Source organism: Corynebacterium sp. 212_CJEI (genome assembly GCF_001055915.1).
Taxonomy (GTDB): domain Bacteria; phylum Actinomycetota; class Actinomycetes; order Mycobacteriales; family Mycobacteriaceae; genus Corynebacterium; species Corynebacterium jeikeium_D.
This window is the reverse complement of record NZ_JVPT01000064.1, coordinates 13,083-28,623: the sequence shown is the minus strand read 5'-3', so window position 1 is coordinate 28,623 and position 15,541 is coordinate 13,083. Positions and strand designations below refer to the sequence as shown.

The window sequence follows — 15,541 nt, the reverse complement described above, 5'->3', positions numbered from 1 at the left end:
TCCTCCCTAGGGAGGATATTTCCGCCACCTCATCCTCAGGGAGGGCGCGAACCGTGCCAAACACTCCTATTACTTAAGGCATGAACGCACCAACCCCCACCTCAGGCCCTTCCGCAGACGCCGCCGCTCCCCTCCTCCAGCTGCGCGGCATCACTGTCTCCTACGGCAAGAACGAACCTGTCCTGAACGGCCTCGATATGAACGTCCGCGCCGGCGAGGTCTACGGACTATTGGGACTCAACGGCGCAGGTAAATCCACGTTGATGAGCACGGTGCTTGGGCTAATTCCCTACTCCGGTGAAATCAGCATCGCGGGACACCCGTGGTCCGTTGTCGACCTGGACCGCATCGGCGCCTCCATCAATGGCCCGGCGTTCTACCCACAGCTCTCAGCCACCGACAACCTCAAGGTTCACGCACATCTGACCGGCACGGGCAAGAGCCGTATCGCCGAAGTCCTCGACTTGGTCGGGCTTCATGCTGGTAACAAGCGTGCCCGCGCTTTCTCAACGGGCATGAAGGTTCGTCTTTCCCTGGCGATGGCTCTGCTCACCGACCCCGACATTGTGCTTCTCGACGAGCCCACCAACGGCCTCGACCCGGAAGCTATCGTGGGCCTGCGCACCTTGTTGCGACATCTTGCCGCTAGTGGCAAGGCCGTCGTGGTGTCCTCCCATCAACTCGGAGAAGTCGAAAAGAGCGTTGACCACCTTGGTGTCCTCGCCGGTGGCCGACTGGTCTACGAAGGCCCGCTGACTGACTTTGCGGCCTCTGGTCAATCCCTCGAGCAAGCTTTCTTCACCGCAGTAGGTGTTGCCCGATGAGCACTCAACCGCACACGCGCACTCTTAACACGCGCACCGTTCCTACTCGCCGCTACTTCCGCGCCGAGCTACTGCGGGCGAAGTGGTCGCTCACCATGTTTCTGCCCATCATCATGGTGGCAATCGCGCTGGTCAGCATGGTCTTCTCTACAGGTGTTGACGCCACCGCCATGGCGAGCGCCCACATCTACTCGCTTATCCTGCTTCCTCCCCTGGCTGCTGTTACGGCCGTCGTCGGCCAAAACCGTGAAGAAAAGCTCCGCCAAGGCGGCCTAATCTGGTGCAATATCTCGAGCACTCGAGTGCTCCTCGCGCGCGCCGCTACTGTCATCGCCTCCGCGGCCCTCGGCCACGCACTGATGGCCACTCTCCTTGCCCGGAGCGTGAGCACCGCATTGCAATTCACGATCTTCAACACTTTGTCATTCTTCGTGTTCTGGGCATTCGGCCTTGCCCTATGGCGCCTTGTGCCACGCGCAGCTCTCTTCTTTGCTCCACTGGCTGCCATCGCTTGGGCCATCGCAGGAACACTGGATGCCATGAGCCCAAACTGGCAAATTCTCCCGTGGACCTGGGCCATTCGTCCGACACTGCCCATCCACGGCGTACAGGCCAATTCCATCACGGCTCCCGCAAACAGCGAGATCTGGAACATCGCCATCCTGCCACCAGCGCTGCTGCACTTGCTCCTCGGACTGGGCTTCTTTGCCATCGCATTGCTGGCACACGGAAAGACCCTCAGCTTGCCGACGGGCCGGGAGCGCAGCGCTTCGTCGTTAAGCCATGGCATGAGCGCGACCTTGCCCTGGCGCACCTGGTGGAGCCTCGCAGCGCTAATGCTTGCCGGCCTTGCGGTCGTGCGTGTGGTGTGGAACCCGGAGTATGCGCTGGGACTACTGAGTTTCATCTGCGTGCCGACGGCCGCAACCGTGGTCGCCATCATGACATGGACCTCGCAAGCTGATGCCTGGCCAGCGCTGATGTATCGGCGGGCGCGACGGAGCATTACACTTCGCTTGTTTGCCTTGGATATGGCATTTCTCGCGCCAGTGCTCGTGATTGCGGTAATCATCAGTAGCGCAGGCGACGAGACCAATAGCCAGACCGGCACTAACCCCTGGCCGTACCAGGCGGTAATCGCGTCTCTTGTGGCCGCGATGATTGTGGCCGTGACCGGCTTAATTGCGCGTCGAAGTGTGGCGGCCGCAATCTTTGTCTCGGTCGCGCTCGGCGGTTGGGCGGTGATGGTTGGCGGTGATGTCCTCAGCGCCTCACCGTTGTGGTGGACCTCAGAATGGGGATGGACTTGGGTAGTCCGTGATTACCCCGATCGGTGGCCAGTGATGGTTCTCGTGTCCGCCATTGTGATGGCGGCGTTCGTGGCTTGGGCTCGGGCGACATCATTGAAAGCGATCCGATCCCAAGACTGACGGCGGCGCTACGAGCAGCCCACCTACTCCTCGATCGCCTCGCGGACCTCTTCGACACTGAGGTTGGAGTCTTCAATCTCCTCGCGGGCCTCCTTGTTCCGGCCACGGCGGACCAGGCGGAAGATGCGCTTGCGGCGGGAAGTCTCTTCACTGATGCGCTCGCGGCCGCGCAACCAGGCAACAAGCATGACAGTAATGAGCAGCAGACCGATGTAGCCCAGGATTGGGTAGACCCAACCGATTAGGTTCTGGAAGCCCATGAAGCTCAAGGCGAAACCGAGCAAGACCAGCGCGACGTAGACAATCTTGAATTTTTCCGGGTGATTTGCGGTGACGCGACGCCCCAGTGCGTAGAACATGCCAAGTGCCGTGTTGAAGATCATGCCAAGGATTACCACGGCCATGGCCTGGCCCAGCCACGGGTGCAGTCGATTAATGACGGTGAGCATTGGCACGGCATCGGTGGCGACAGTACCAACAGTGTGGAACAGCGTGATGGTGGTAATCAGCAGCATCGCGGAGTAAATCAAACCACCGGTAAACCCACCGGCTCCAGCGGCGCGGGGATTGAACAGGCTACCGCCAATAACAATCGCCATGGAAACCGCAACCATCAGGTTAAAACCAACATAGTTCACTGCGGCGACAACCCAGTTCGGCAGGGTAGTCGGGACTTCCGCAACGGCAGCTGCCTGCTCCGCGGCTGGGGTGGCCTCGGTGAACGCCAGCGTATAAACACTGGCCAGCAGGATAAAGCCGACGATAAACGGCGTGATGGAACCGATCACTGTGGTCACTCGGTCAACATCGAGGAAACCGGCTGCGATGGTCACCAGCACCATGATTACGGCACCGATCCACACGGGGATACCCCACTGCTGCTCCATGTTGGCACCGGCACCGGCGAACATGACGAACCCGGTGGCGAAGAGCGTGATAATCACGCCAATGTCCAGTACTCGCGAGAAGATGGGGTGCGATACGCGTCGGAAAACTTCGCCGTGCTCGCTGGCCTGAAAATAGCTTCCCAGCTGCAAAATGATCATCGCCATCAGGCTCATGATTACCGCTGAGAGAACGGCACCCCAGACACCATTGATGCCAAAGGCGACGAAGTATTGCATGATTTCCTGACCCGTCGCAAAGCCCGCGCCGACGACCACGCCGACGAAGGCAAATGCAACGCGCAGTACTTGCTTCACCACAAGGGTTCACTCCTATTCGACTATCGGATTAATATAACCACCTTACTTTTCTCAGTGAGTTTTACTAATCGCAATTAAGCGTTCTACGAAGTTTCGCCTTTAAATTCCGCAGGCCACGCCGGTCGAATGCACTGGGCAGTAGCCGTTCGGATTCTTAAACAAGTACTGCTGATGCTCATCCTCAGCCCGGTAGTACTCCCCTGCCGGGGTCTCCGCGAGTGGCTTAATCTCCGTGGTGATGGCCCCCAGGCCAGCGTCGGCAAGCTTCGGCGCGTAGGCATCGGCGATCTCCTGTGCCCGGCGCGCTTGCTCGGGCGTCGTCGTGTAGATCGCGGAACGGTACTGCGTGCCGACATCATTACCCTGGCGGTAGCCCTGCGTGGGATCGTGGGCCTCGAAGGCCTTGGCGATCAGCTGGTCGAAGCTAATCTGCTCCGGGTCGTAGACGACCTCCACAATCTCGGTGTGGTTGGTGCGTCCGGTGCAGGACTCGCGGTAGGTGGGATTCGGCGTCATGCCCCCGGCGAACCCGACCGATGTGCTGAGCACGCCCGGTGTTTCCCAAAACAGCTTCTCAGCACCCCAGTAACAGCCAATCCCGATGTAGACGACCTCCTGGCCTTCCTCCCATGGGCCGGTGATCGGCGTGCCGAGCACCGCATGCGGCTTCGGATTTTCCAACACCGGGTGCGAGCCGCCCTTTAGCGCCTCATCTTCCGGCACCAGCTCCGCTGATCTACCAAAAATCCAACCCATCTTCGACGCCTTTCTATCTATGACTGTCTTTGGTCTGCGCAACGCGCCCGAGGCCACGATTGTTCCGACCTCGCCACCAGAAACTACGGCACAACACGGGCTATGGTTTGGGTTGTGCGTACGCTCAGCCTGCTTTCCGTCAATCCCCACGACCCGACCGCCATCCTGCCCGACCTCCGCGCCGCGCTGGACGGTGAGGTCTCTCTTCTTCCCGTTCCGCTTCACGACGGCACGCGCGCCTCAATCTTGCGGAACTCGCAACGCGCAGGTGAGCCGATTGATGAGTCCATCGCGCTTGTTGTCGGCACTTCCGGTTCCACCGGCACACCGAAGGGTGCACAGCTGACGGTGGATAACTTGGTCTCCTCTGCTACCGCTACACATCAGTGGCTCGGCGGTGAAGGACAGTGGATGCTGGCGATGCCGGCCTACCATATCGCTGGCCTGCAGGTTCTCATTCGTTCGCTGCTCGCTGGCACGGATCCGGTGTGTGTGGATGTGACCGACGGTTTTGATGTTGCCGCATTCGCCGACGGCGCCGAGGCCCTCACAGGCGCTGGCGCCGGCCACCGCGCCTACACCTCGCTGGCTCCGATGCAGCTGGCCAAGGCCATGGAAGAACCCTTTGGTGCGGCAGCCCTGCGCCTGTTTGATGCCGTACTTGTCGGCGGCGCAGCTTTGAACCCGCAGGTGGCAGCACGCGCTGAAGAGCTGGGCATCAACGTCGTGGCCACCTATGGTTCCTCCGAGACAGCCGGCGGCTGCGTCTATGACGGCCAGCCCATCGAGGGTGCACAGGTCGCCATCGAAAATGGTCGCGTTTGGCTGGGCGGACCGATGATCGCGCACGGTTACCGCAATGCGCCCGGTCACGAGGCTTTCCATAAACCAGGTTGGTTCGCCACCTCCGATGCGGGCGAGATCCGCGATGGCCGACTAGTCATTACGGGACGCCTGGACACCATCATCGACTCCGGCGGGTTGAAGCTGCACCCCGAAGTCCTCGAACGTGAACTGCTCGCCATCGATGGAGTTACGGGAGCCTGCGTGGTCGGTGTGCCACACCCACGGCTCGGCCACGCTATCGTCGCAGCGTATGAAGGCACCGCTGAGCTCGGCGATGTCATGGACGGGCTCGGCGATGCTGAAGACGCCGGGCGAATCAATCACTGGATGATTCCGAAGGACCTGCGTCGTGTGGAGGCTCTGCCACTGATTGGTCCGGGCAAGGTCGACCGGAAGAAAGTCGCGGCGCTCTTTTAGCTCATTCAGACACGCATTAGTTCAAGGCATTTGGTGTCACGTCCTATTATTAATTCATGTCTGAAGCACCAAAGAGTCCTGCAACGGCGTCGTTAAGCGATTGGCTGGAAGGCGCGCGCCCCCATACCTGGGCGAATGCGTTTGCGCCGGTCATCGTCGGTGTCGGAGCGGCATCGACGCACGCGCCGATTATCTGGGGACGTGCGGTGCTCGCGCTGGTTGTCGCGTGGGCGTTGATTGTGGGCGTGAACTTCGCCAACGACTACTCCGATGGCATCCGCGGCACTGACGATGACCGCTCGGGCCCGCTGCGCCTGACGGGTTCTGGTCTGGTCGAGCCGAAGGTTGTGAAGTACGCGGCGTTCGGTTCCTTTGGTGTCGCCGGTCTTGCCGGTGTGGCGCTGTCCCTGATGAGCGCGTGGTGGCTCATTCTGGTCGGTGCACTGTGCATCGCGGCTGCGTGGTTCTACACCGGCGGTAAAAATCCCTACGGTTATCGCGGACTTGGCGAGGTCTCGGTCTTCGTCTTCTTCGGTCTCGTCGCGGTGCTCGGCACGGAATTCACCCAGACGGGCTCGCTGTCTTGGGTCGGCCTGGCCTGCGCAATCGGTATTGGTTCGGTGTCTTCTGCCGTGAACCTGGCGAACAACTTGCGCGACATCCCCACCGACGCCGCCACCGGCAAGATCACGTTGGCAGTTCGCCTGGGCGACTTCCGCACCCGCATCGTCTGGCAGATTCTCTCACTCATGCCCGCGCTGGCCAGCATCTTTATCGCTTTCTGGCGCCCATGGGCGCTGGTGGGTCTGCTCATCGTGCCGCTGTGGGTGAAGGCCTCCGAGCCAATTCGCATGCATCAGAAGGGCAAGGAGCTCATCCCGGTACTGGGGCTTACCGGCAAGATGATGCTTGTCTGGTCCGTCATCACGGCACTCGCGCTCGCTCTCAGCTAAGGGGCACCGATGGATTTCCGCACACTGATGCACAAGGCGCTTGACGACGTCCAGGAGGCCGCAACCCGAGTTGGCGACACAGCAGCCAAGGCTCCAGCTTTCGCCCGCAGCGCTGCTCTGCGTTTGACCAAATCGGGACGCCGCCGACTGGCGCTGGAGCACGGTGCGCTGCATTCGCAGACCCGTGAACCGGGACTCACCGATCTCACGTCAACCGGCGTGGTGCATATCAAGACCGCACCGGTCACGGCCGAGATTGCGGCCAAGGACGACGAGCGGAAGGCCAGCGACAAGCCGGATGCTGTCACCACCGATATTCCGGTGCACTGGTACGAGGTTGAACCTAGCGAACCCGCCAAAGAACCCGTGACCATCGTCTTCGTCCACGGCTTCACCCTGGCTGGTGAGTCCTGGTACCGGCAGTTCAACGCGCTGCGCAAGTCGCACCCGGAAGCACGCCTGTTGACTATGGATCTGCGCGGCCACGGCCAGACCGGAGCGGTTCCGGCTTCACTCTGCACGGTCGAAGGTGCTGCGGCCGATGCGCTGGCCGTGATCGCCGAGCGTGCCGCGACCGGAAAACTCATCGTGGTTGGGCATTCGCTAGGCGGTTTGATTGCACTGCACATGGTGCGGGCTGCCGAGGAAAGCATTCGCCGTCGGATAGCAGGCGTAGTGTTGATTTCCACGTCTATCGACAAGCTGGCCGCCCAGGGTGTGCCGCAGATTCTGGCGTCCCCGGTGGCGGATGCGGCGCGCAATGCAATTGAGTCCTCGCCGAAGGAGATTCGCAAGTTCCGCGAGGCAATCGCGTCACTGATGGCGCCGTCGTTGGCGGTGGCGGTGTTCGCCCGGCGCACGGACTACGAGATCATCGAGTTCCACGCGGCCATGATTAATGAAACACCGCTGGAAACTTTCGTGGGATATCTCGACGACCTGCAGGATCACGACGAGTTCGCATCCGGGCCTTACTTGGAGGGCTTGCCAGGAGCGGTACTGGTGGGCACGAAGGACGATGTCACTCCGCGCAAGCAAGCAGACCTAATTATGGAAAAGTGGCCGGACGCCGAACTGGTTGAAGTCGACGGGGCCGGCCACATGTTGCCGCTCGAGGCTCCGGAAGCGGTGAACCGGGCTATCGAGCGGGCCCTGGAGAAGGTGCGCTAGTTTTCCTCGCGGTCCTTAATCTGCTGCGCAATGTATTCCTTGTGCGCGCGGCGGTTCTCCGACCACACTGCAACAGACTCATTGGCCTGGACGCGCAGCTTCGGGAACACAAAAACCGACAGCGGCATCGCAATAATCAGTGCGAACACAGCCGTAATTGCAGCCGGAATCTGCACATTAACGAGGTAGATAATCACGAGCAGAATGAAGAACAGCACTAGGAATAGCAGCAGACGAGCAAGGCCGTACCAGAACAGCCCCTTCATGGCATTGCCGCGACCAGCATTCTTGGTCACCGGAGCTGCTGGCATCTGAGCCTCAGAAGCCAACTTGTCCTGCTCTGCTGGATTGGTCATTAAACCCTCACCTCTACGTGTTACGCCTGTGCTGTGCCCGGGCGTTGCTAGCGTCCATGGCTGTTCGTGTCCAACGTTCCTTTGTACCCTAACGAACTCTGTACGCCGTACCGCATGCAGTGCGATACCCCTCGTGGGCACTACGGGACTCGTTGCGTATTCTAGTCGGTAAATCCAGGAGGTTAGCTATTACATGGGTCGGCTCATTCTGCTGCTGTTCATCATCCTTGTCGTAGTCATGCTGTGGAAGGCATTTGGCCCCGGCAGTCGCGGCAACGGCATGCGACGTATTTCCGCTCCGCAACCGGAACCCCGTCCGCTCGCTCCCGACGATGATCCGGAGTTTCTCTGGAAGCTCAAGAAGGCCGAATTCGATCGCCGTAAACGTGAGCAGGAGCTGCAGGAGCGGCGCGAACGGGAGCAGGACGACAACCCCGATAATCCCGGCGAAACTGACTAAACGTCCTTGCCACGCAGCAACAACTGCTGTAGATATTCCCCGTAGCCACTGGCGCTGAGGGCGTCGGCACGCGCGCTAAGCGCAGCATCGTCAATGAATCCCATGCGCCACGCCACCTCTTCCGGCGAGCCAATCTTTAGCCCCTGCCGCTGCTCAATCGTGCGCACGAAATCACCCGCGGCCATCAGATTGTCCACCGTGCCCGTGTCCAGCCATGCCGTGCCGCGCGGCAGCACCTCTACCTGCAGTTTCCCGCGCTCCAAGTAGGCGCGGTTAACATCCGTGATTTCCAATTCGCCGCGTGACGACGGTTGCAGCGAGCGAGCTATCTCAACAACCTCGGCATCATAGAAGTACAAACCAGGCACCGCGAAATGGCTGCGTGGTTTCTTCGGTTTCTCCTGGATCGCCACGGCTTTGCCGCTTTGGTCGAAGTCCACGACTCCATAGGCTGTGGGATCTGCGACCCAGTAGGCGAAGATCGCTCCGCCATCGACGTTATGGAAGCGGCGCAGCTGCGTGCCCAAGCCAGCACCGTAAAAGATGTTGTCGCCGAGGATGAGGGCAACGGAGTCATCGCCGATGTGGTCCGCACCGATGATGAACGCTTCAGCGAGACCACGGGGCTCGTCTTGGGTGGCAAAGGTGAGGGTGAGGCCCCACTGCGAGCCGTCGCCAAGCAAGCGTTCAAACTGCGGGGCATCATGTGGCGTGGTGATGACGAGGATGTCCCTGATTCCCGCTAGCATCAGCGTGCTCAGCGGGTAGTAGATCATCGGCTTGTCATAGACGGGAACCAGCTGCTTGCTTACGCCAAGTGTGATGGGAAACAGCCGAGAGCCCGTACCACCTGCGAGGATGATGCCCTTCATAGTGCTCGCGCCTTTCTGCCTTACTGCCCGGCCGCTTCGTTGGCGATTGCCCACTCGTCGCGAGCCATGTTCTCAAGATCCTTGCAGTCAAACTCACTGGGGAGCTTATTGCCCTCGGCCTCGAACTGCTCGATAGTCGGAGCCTTCTGATCGCGCTCGGAGAGAATCATGTCCGCGTCGGTGAGACCACCCTTGGCCAGCAGCGCAGCCAGGTCAATTCCGAGAGTCGGGTCCTGGATGCTAACAGCACGCTCTGCCTCCGGGTTGTAACCGGTGGAAGTGAGGTAAGTGAGCACAGAGTCGTCGGCAAGCGAGACGAAGCCATGTCCGATGCCGTTGGGCAGATAGACCACTCGGCGGGTCTTGCTGTCGAGCTCGAAAACCTCGACCTTGCCGAAGGTATCGGAGCCGCGACGCAGGTCAACCGCAATGTCGAGGATGTGGCCCGCGGGACAAGTAACCAGCTTCGCCTGGCCGGGGTGGCCATCTGGCGCGGTGCTGACGTCAGCGAAGTGCAGGCCACGGACAACGCCTGCGGCGGAGACACTCATGTTGGCCTGCTCCGGGAAGAACGGGTAGCCCGTGGCCTCGGCGAATGCGTCGAGGCGATACCACTCGTGGAAACTACCGCGGCTGTCGCCGTGGATGACCGGTTCGAAGGTGAAAACGCCGTCGATAGAAGTGGGCTGGAATGTGCTCTTAGGGCTCATGGGTAACAAGTGTAGACGGGGCGCCCGGGCTGAGGCTGTGGCACGCGTTGAGTGTGCACTGAGTGTGCGTTGAGGGTTCGCTAGGCATGCCCCAGCAGCGAACTACAACTCCTGCTCGCGCTCCGCGTAGCCAGCCTCAGCGGCATCGTAGGCCGCCGCCCACCAGGACTCGTTGGCGCGATACCAGTCGATGGTCTCGGCGAGCCCCGCGGAAAAGTCTTGGTAGCGCGGCTGCCAGCCAAGGCTGCGGATGGATGCGGGGTCAATCGCATAACGACGGTCATGCCCCGGGCGGTCAGTGACATGGACAAAGTCGGACCGCTCACGACCGAAGCCCTCCAGGATGTCTCCGACCACGTCGAGGTTGGAACGCTCGCCATCGGCACCAATCAGGTAGGTCTCCCCCACCTCGCCAGAATCCAAGATTGCCCAGACCGCGTCGTTGTGGTCATCGACGTGAATCCAGTCCCGAACATTCTCGCCAGTGCCGTACACGCGAGGGCTACGACCGCGCAACAGACCACAGATCTGGCGGGGAATCAGCTTCTCCGGATGCTGCCTCGGCCCGTAGTTGTTCGAGCAGTTACTAATCGTCGCAACCAACCCGAAGCTGCGCACCCACGCCCGGACAAAGTGATCCGCTGAAGCCTTGGAGGCCGAGTAGGGGCTGGAGGGTTTGTACGCGGTGGCCGTCGTAAAGCGTGCTGGATCGTCGAGAGCGAGATCGCCGAAGACCTCGTCGGTGGAGATGTGGTGAAGGCGGACGTCGTGGGTGGCGCAAGCCTTGGCCAGATTCACGGTGCCCATGACATTAGTGGTGACGAAGGGATCGGCATCCACCAGCGAATTGTCGTTATGGCTCTCTGCGGCGAAGTGGACGACCACGTCGAAGCGGGGCACGAGGCGATCGATCAGCTCCGCGTCACGAACATCGCCGCGGATGATTTCACAGTCCGCGCCATCCAAGCTCGCAGGGTTCGCGGCATAGGTGAAAGCGTCCAGCACCGTGACATTCACATCGGGCCGTGTAGCCAGAGTGCGGAGAACGAAGTTGGAACCAATAAAGCCGGCACCACCGGTGACGAGAACGCGCATGGAAGCGATTCTAGTTCACCCGGCGATGCCGGCTTTGTACAAGTGTGAAGACTTAGTTCAGACCAGCGTAGGAGTGCAGGCCCGAAACCACCTGGTTGATGAAGAAGAGGTTGAACACCATGGTGGCAAAACCGAAGATGTTGATCCACGCGGCCTTGGTATTACGCCAACCCGAAGTCGCGCGAGCGTGCAGGTACAGGGCGTAGATAATCCAGGTAATCAGCGCCGTGGTCTCCTTCGGGTCCCAGCCCCAGTAACGACCCCATGCGGACTCGGCCCAGATAGCGCCCAGCACAATGCCCAGACCGAACAGTGGGAAGGACCAAATAGCGGTGCGGTAAGCAATCGCATCCAGCTTTTGAGCATCCGGCAGCGGCGCGACCAGTTTGCCCAGGAAGCCCTTTTCCTTGCCCTCGCGGTTGTACATCCGCAGCATGTAGAGAATCGAGGCAACACCGGAAATCAGTGCGATACTGCACCCGATAGAAATAATCGAGACGTGAACCGGAATCCAAATCGACTGCAGTGCCGGCACCACCGGAGCAGCCTCAACATATAGGTTCTTACCACCGTAAAACATCAGCGCCAGAATCGGAGCCAACAGCCACGGCCAGAACACACGCATGGTTTCACGATGCAGTACGCCAGCTGCAATTGCCATAGCAAAGAGGATTGAAACTGATACGTACTCGTAGAGGTTGCCCCACGGGAAACGCTGCACGGCCAGGCCACGCAGCAGCACCGATGCAAAGTGCACGGCCACCCCGACGTAAATCAGCATTTCCGTCACAACGCCGAGTCGGTTCGTCAGCACCTGGTTCTTAGGCTCGCTTGCCGACGACTTCGTCGCCGACTCCCCCGAGTCAGCAACACTAGCGGTGGTAGCTCCCTCACCCGCACCGGCGGCTACCAGCTCGCGTTCCGCAACCTGGCTTTTCGCTTCAGCGGCCGCGATACGACGACTGTAGTAGGCAATGGAAATAACAAAGGCCACAAGATAAAAGGCGAAGGCCGTGAAGTACGACCAGTCCGAAAACTGCGCCAGTGTCTTATTGACGAGCATGTACTTGGCTCCAAAGTGTGGAATTAGCGGAATACTTCTTCAAACCCTAGTACTAAAGCAGGACTAAGCAAAAGGGGACCGGGGACACGGGGGACGCAAAAATGCGCGGAGGCGCAATTCTCGCCCCCGCGCATTCACCCTGCAGTAATGATGGACCAGACTTAGTGGTCAGTTAGCTTTTGTCCTTGTCGTCCGCGCTCTCGTCGGTCGCAGCATTGTTGTCAGCAGCATCCTCGTCATCACTGTCACGTTCCAGGATGTCATCTACGATGTACTGGAACTCCTCGCCCCAACCTGCCTTGTCGGTGCGGGCAAGGCCACCGAACTCAACGCGAGTGCGGCCATCTTCCAGCGGGAACATGCGCACCCAAACACGTCGGCGCTTAATGCCCAACGAAAGAACCATGCCCGCCAGTGCGGCCACAGTTGCCACCAGCACCCAGAACTGCGTGGGATCGTGCGAAACCTGCAAGTTGACGAATTCCTTCGCACCGAGGAATTCAATCTTGGTGCCGTCGGCAAGCTCGGTGGATTCGCCCTGCTTGAGGTTGACGCGGGCTTCCTTAGCCAGCTGACCCGAGTGCATCAGATCGCGGTCGAGGGAAAACAGCCCCTGCGAACGACCGGTGTCCAAGCCCGCGTCGCCGCGGTAGATGTCGACAGCCACGGCCGGGTCTTGCATCGCCGGGTAAGAGGACTGCAGCAGAGCACCCTTTTCACCAGTAAACTCCGCGGTCGGAGCGAACAGTCCCTCGATTGCAATCTGGTTCTGGCGGCGCTCGAACAAGTCCGGGTACATGCCTGCTGGTGGGTCGAAGCGCAGCGCACCAGAGGACAGGAAGAAGGTCGGATCATCCGGACGGAACTGGACAATCGACGTACGCGACTCGCCATTCGGCCAGGTCACCTTAAAGGCCGGGGCAAAGCCGTGCCCCTGCAGGTACACACGGTCACCGGCGACGCGCAGCGGATGGTTGACCTGCAGCGTGGTCTTTTCCCACTCATCGACCGGCTTGCGCATATCCTCTTCTTCTGCGAATCGGATATGAGAGGTAAACATCTTGGCCTGACCGTTCGGCAGGTAATCGGCGAAGAAGTCATCGACCTGAATACAGAACGGGTTCAGAGTTGTACCGTCGAAGGTGTTGCCAGCACGCAGCGAGTCATAGTTCGCAGCAGCGGTGTTACAGAACGGAACGCCCACCGCGCTATTGACGTTGTCGTCAGAAATCTCGGTGCCGGTGTTGGTCAGCAAAATGACCTGACCCTCGTAATAGATCATGCGGCCCAAGCCGACGATGATAATCAGCAGCGCAATGCCCAGGTGGAACACCAGGTTGCCAAACTCACGCAGGTATCCCTTCTCCGCGGAAAAGGATCGTGCCCCAGCGCGATCTTCATCTGCTGGAGTCTCGGTCAACGCCCACTTGTTCAGGCGCTCACGCACCCGCTTAGAAACTTCATCCGCAGAGGCATCGACCACGGCTTCGTCGTGAAGCGGAAGACGCGCCAACCGTTTCGGCGCCTTGGCCGGTGGCGTCTTCATGGCCTTGTAGTGGTCGATGGTGCGCGGAATAATGCAGCCAACCAGGGAAATCAGCAGCAATGCCACGATGGCGACGAACCAGACGGACGAGAAGACATCGAAAAGCTGCAGCTTATCCATGATCTCGGCGGTCTTGCCGTTGGCGGCTAGATACTGGTCGACCTTGTCCTTATTCAGCGAGCGCTGTGGCAACAGGGCGCCCGGAACCGCTGCGAAAGCGAGGATGAACAGCAGAATCAGCGCTGTGCGCATGCTGGTCAACCAGTTCCAGACCTGCTGGAAGGGCTGTCGTACCTTATTCCAATTCACCGACATCGAAAAATCTTTCACTAAATTGGCGTTACCGTATCAGTAATAAAAGCGGCCTGAACCCAGGCAACAAAAACATCCCACAGTCCCGTGACCAGGGCAATTCCGACCAGCACCAGCGCCACACCACCGATGAGCTGAATAGTTCGCGAGTGCTTACGCAGGAAGTCCACTCCACGCATCGCGCGTGCCGACCCCAGCGCCACCAAAATGAACGGCAGCCCCAGCCCCAGGCAGTAAGCGATAATCAGCGCCACTCCCCTGGCCGCGGTCATACCCTGCGTGCCCGCGGACACCGAAATAATTGCAGTCAGCGTCGGGCCCAGACACGGCGTCCACCCCAGCGCGAACACCGCGCCAAGCAGTGGCGCTCCCAGCCACGTGGTCCAGCGCTTCGGCGCCATGCGGGTGTCCTTCTGCAGCGCCGGCACCATGCCCATGAAGGCGAGTCCCATCACGATGGTCACCACGCCACCGACAATCGTCAGCGTGCGCGCCTGCAGACGCAGCGTGGACACGAGCCCGAAAATTGAGGCCGACCCCAGCACGAAAATGACAGTGAAGCCCAGCACGAACAGCAACGCAGCCAGGCCGACGCGGGCAGTTGCGGAACGCTTGCCACGCCCTCCATCGCCGTCACGCTTATCGACGGCGGTTGCGTCCGCAGTGCCCGTCGTCAAGCCCTGGCCCTGCGCCCCCGATGCTCCGGAAATACCGGTGAGATACGAGACGTAACCGGGCACGAGCGGAATGACGCACGGGCTGGCAAACGAGACGAGACCAGCCAGCGCAGCAGCGAGCAGGCCTAATAGGATGGGACCGCCGGTGGCGGCGTCGGCGAACTGCTGGCCGATGCCATCGGCAAGATAAATCGTGTCCATGGCAAGAGTTCCCATGCTGGGGCCTAGCCCTCCGCCTTCACTTCATTAACAGCCTTCATCAGCATGGTGTGATCGACCTCGCGGAGGAAGACCTTGGCCGGGCGGTGCTGCTTGTCCAGAATGATGGTTGTCGGAATCACCGAAGCCGGGATGCCGCCGAGTGCGCTGGCGTTGACGAAGGCCGGGTCATAGATGGACGGGTAGGTGATGCCGTTGTCCTTCACAAAGTCGATGGGAGCCTGGCGGACATTGTCGCGGACGTTGATGCCGAGAACGGTGCCGATACCTTGCTCTTCCATCTGTTCCTGGACATACTGCAGGTCATCCGATTCGGATCGGCACGGTGCGCACCACTGCCCCCAGGCGTTTAGGACCACAATCTGGTCCTTGAAGTCATCGAGGGAGATTTTCTTGTCGTCGTCCTCTAGAGAAGGACCGAACACCTTGCCGACCGGTTTGCGCTCCTCGGGTGCGTAGTCAATGATCTGCTGACCCCCTGGAGAAACAAACTCGAACTGACCGCCGACGGCAACGGCATCGTGTCCCACTGAATCTCCGGGGTTACATGCTGCGAGCGACAGAGACAGAGTTGCTGCCGCTAGCGTTGCTGCAATTCGGGACGATGAGACCTTGGCCACTTGGGGTGCC

General features: G+C 60.2%; 16 protein-coding genes. 6 read left to right on the top strand and 10 right to left on the bottom strand.

Features of this window, described 5'->3' with window-relative positions; all coding sequences use genetic code 11:
* Positions 1 to 80 precede the first annotated feature (80 nt).
* The gene (locus ADB02_RS08315; protein WP_049190568.1) at positions 81 to 824 is read left to right on the top strand and encodes an ABC transporter ATP-binding protein; all 744 of its coding nucleotides are present in this window, start codon (positions 81 to 83) and stop codon (positions 822 to 824) included.
* A complete protein-coding gene (locus ADB02_RS08310; RefSeq protein ID WP_049190565.1) occupies positions 821 to 2,254 on the top strand; it encodes a hypothetical protein in 1,434 nt (477 codons plus the stop codon). The genes ADB02_RS08315 and ADB02_RS08310 overlap by 4 nt, the downstream gene beginning before the upstream one ends.
* A gap of 23 nt (positions 2,255 to 2,277) precedes the next feature.
* Here the strand turns inward: ADB02_RS08310 and ADB02_RS08305 are convergent, their stop codons facing one another.
* A complete protein-coding gene (locus tag ADB02_RS08305) occupies positions 2,278 to 3,459 on the bottom strand; it encodes a membrane protein (RefSeq protein ID WP_049190563.1) in 1,182 nt (393 codons plus the stop codon).
* 99 nt (positions 3,460 to 3,558) lie between these two features.
* Positions 3,559 to 4,215 carry a peptide-methionine (S)-S-oxide reductase MsrA gene (gene msrA, locus ADB02_RS08300; RefSeq protein ID WP_048732380.1) on the bottom strand — a complete coding sequence of 219 codons (657 nt, stop codon included), beginning with the start codon at positions 4,213 to 4,215 and terminating at the stop codon, positions 3,559 to 3,561.
* Positions 4,216 to 4,317: 102 nt separating this feature from the next.
* Here msrA and menE point away from each other — a divergent pair, with 102 nt between their 5' ends.
* The 3 genes from menE to ADB02_RS08285 are packed head-to-tail and all read left to right on the top strand — an operon-like array spanning position 4,318 to position 7,601.
* Positions 4,318 to 5,478 carry an o-succinylbenzoate--CoA ligase gene (gene menE / locus ADB02_RS08295; RefSeq protein WP_049190560.1) on the top strand — a complete coding sequence of 387 codons (1,161 nt, stop codon included), beginning with the start codon at positions 4,318 to 4,320 and terminating at the stop codon, positions 5,476 to 5,478.
* 56 nt (positions 5,479 to 5,534) lie between these two features.
* Positions 5,535 to 6,431, top strand: a complete 897-nt coding sequence (locus tag ADB02_RS08290) for a 1,4-dihydroxy-2-naphthoate polyprenyltransferase (protein WP_049190557.1) — start codon at positions 5,535 to 5,537, stop codon at positions 6,429 to 6,431.
* Positions 6,432 to 6,440: 9 nt separating this feature from the next.
* Positions 6,441 to 7,601, top strand: coding sequence for an alpha/beta fold hydrolase (locus tag ADB02_RS08285; RefSeq protein ID WP_049190555.1), 1,161 nt, complete (start codon positions 6,441 to 6,443; stop codon positions 7,599 to 7,601).
* On the opposite strand, the gene ADB02_RS08280 is transcribed toward ADB02_RS08285, so the two are convergent.
* Complete coding sequence (locus tag ADB02_RS08280; protein WP_016422003.1) at positions 7,598 to 7,957, bottom strand: DUF4229 domain-containing protein; 360 nt, start codon at positions 7,955 to 7,957, stop codon at positions 7,598 to 7,600. The genes ADB02_RS08285 and ADB02_RS08280 overlap by 4 nt on opposite strands.
* Positions 7,958 to 8,150: 193 nt before the next feature.
* Between ADB02_RS08280 and ADB02_RS08275 the strand changes: the two genes are divergently transcribed.
* The gene (locus ADB02_RS08275) at positions 8,151 to 8,417 is read left to right on the top strand and encodes a hypothetical protein (RefSeq protein ID WP_016422002.1); all 267 of its coding nucleotides are present in this window, start codon (positions 8,151 to 8,153) and stop codon (positions 8,415 to 8,417) included.
* Here the strand turns inward: ADB02_RS08275 and rfbA are convergent.
* The 7 genes from rfbA to ADB02_RS08240 all read right to left on the bottom strand — a co-directional run bounded on the left by rfbA (position 8,414) and on the right by ADB02_RS08240 (position 15,531).
* Entirely contained in the window at positions 8,414 to 9,289 is an 876-nt protein-coding gene (gene rfbA, locus ADB02_RS08270; protein ID WP_016422001.1) for a glucose-1-phosphate thymidylyltransferase RfbA, read from the bottom strand. The two genes, ADB02_RS08275 and rfbA, sit on opposite strands and share 4 nt — an antisense overlap.
* 20 nt (positions 9,290 to 9,309) lie before the next feature.
* Positions 9,310 to 9,999 (bottom strand): dTDP-4-dehydrorhamnose 3,5-epimerase family protein, encoded by a 690-nt coding sequence (locus ADB02_RS08265; protein ID WP_016422000.1) that lies wholly within the window; start codon positions 9,997 to 9,999, stop codon positions 9,310 to 9,312.
* A gap of 102 nt (positions 10,000 to 10,101) precedes the next feature.
* Positions 10,102 to 11,094, bottom strand: coding sequence for a dTDP-glucose 4,6-dehydratase (gene rfbB / locus ADB02_RS08260; protein ID WP_016421999.1), 993 nt, complete (start codon positions 11,092 to 11,094; stop codon positions 10,102 to 10,104).
* A 52-nt stretch (positions 11,095 to 11,146) separates the two neighbouring features.
* Positions 11,147 to 12,157: a c-type cytochrome biogenesis protein CcsB gene (gene ccsB / locus ADB02_RS08255; RefSeq protein WP_016421998.1), complete on the bottom strand. Its 1,011-nt coding sequence runs from the start codon at positions 12,155 to 12,157 to the stop codon at positions 11,147 to 11,149.
* A 172-nt stretch (positions 12,158 to 12,329) separates the two neighbouring features.
* On the bottom strand, positions 12,330 to 14,018 hold the full coding sequence (gene resB, locus ADB02_RS08250) for a cytochrome c biogenesis protein ResB (protein WP_016421997.1): 1,689 nt from the start codon (positions 14,016 to 14,018) through the stop codon (positions 12,330 to 12,332).
* 14 nt (positions 14,019 to 14,032) lie between these two features.
* On the bottom strand, positions 14,033 to 14,893 hold the full coding sequence (locus tag ADB02_RS08245; RefSeq protein ID WP_042389096.1) for a cytochrome c biogenesis CcdA family protein: 861 nt from the start codon (positions 14,891 to 14,893) through the stop codon (positions 14,033 to 14,035).
* 23 nt (positions 14,894 to 14,916) lie between these two features.
* Positions 14,917 to 15,531, bottom strand: a complete 615-nt coding sequence (locus ADB02_RS08240; RefSeq protein WP_016421995.1) for a TlpA disulfide reductase family protein — start codon at positions 15,529 to 15,531, stop codon at positions 14,917 to 14,919.
* Positions 15,532 to 15,541 lie beyond the last annotated feature (10 nt).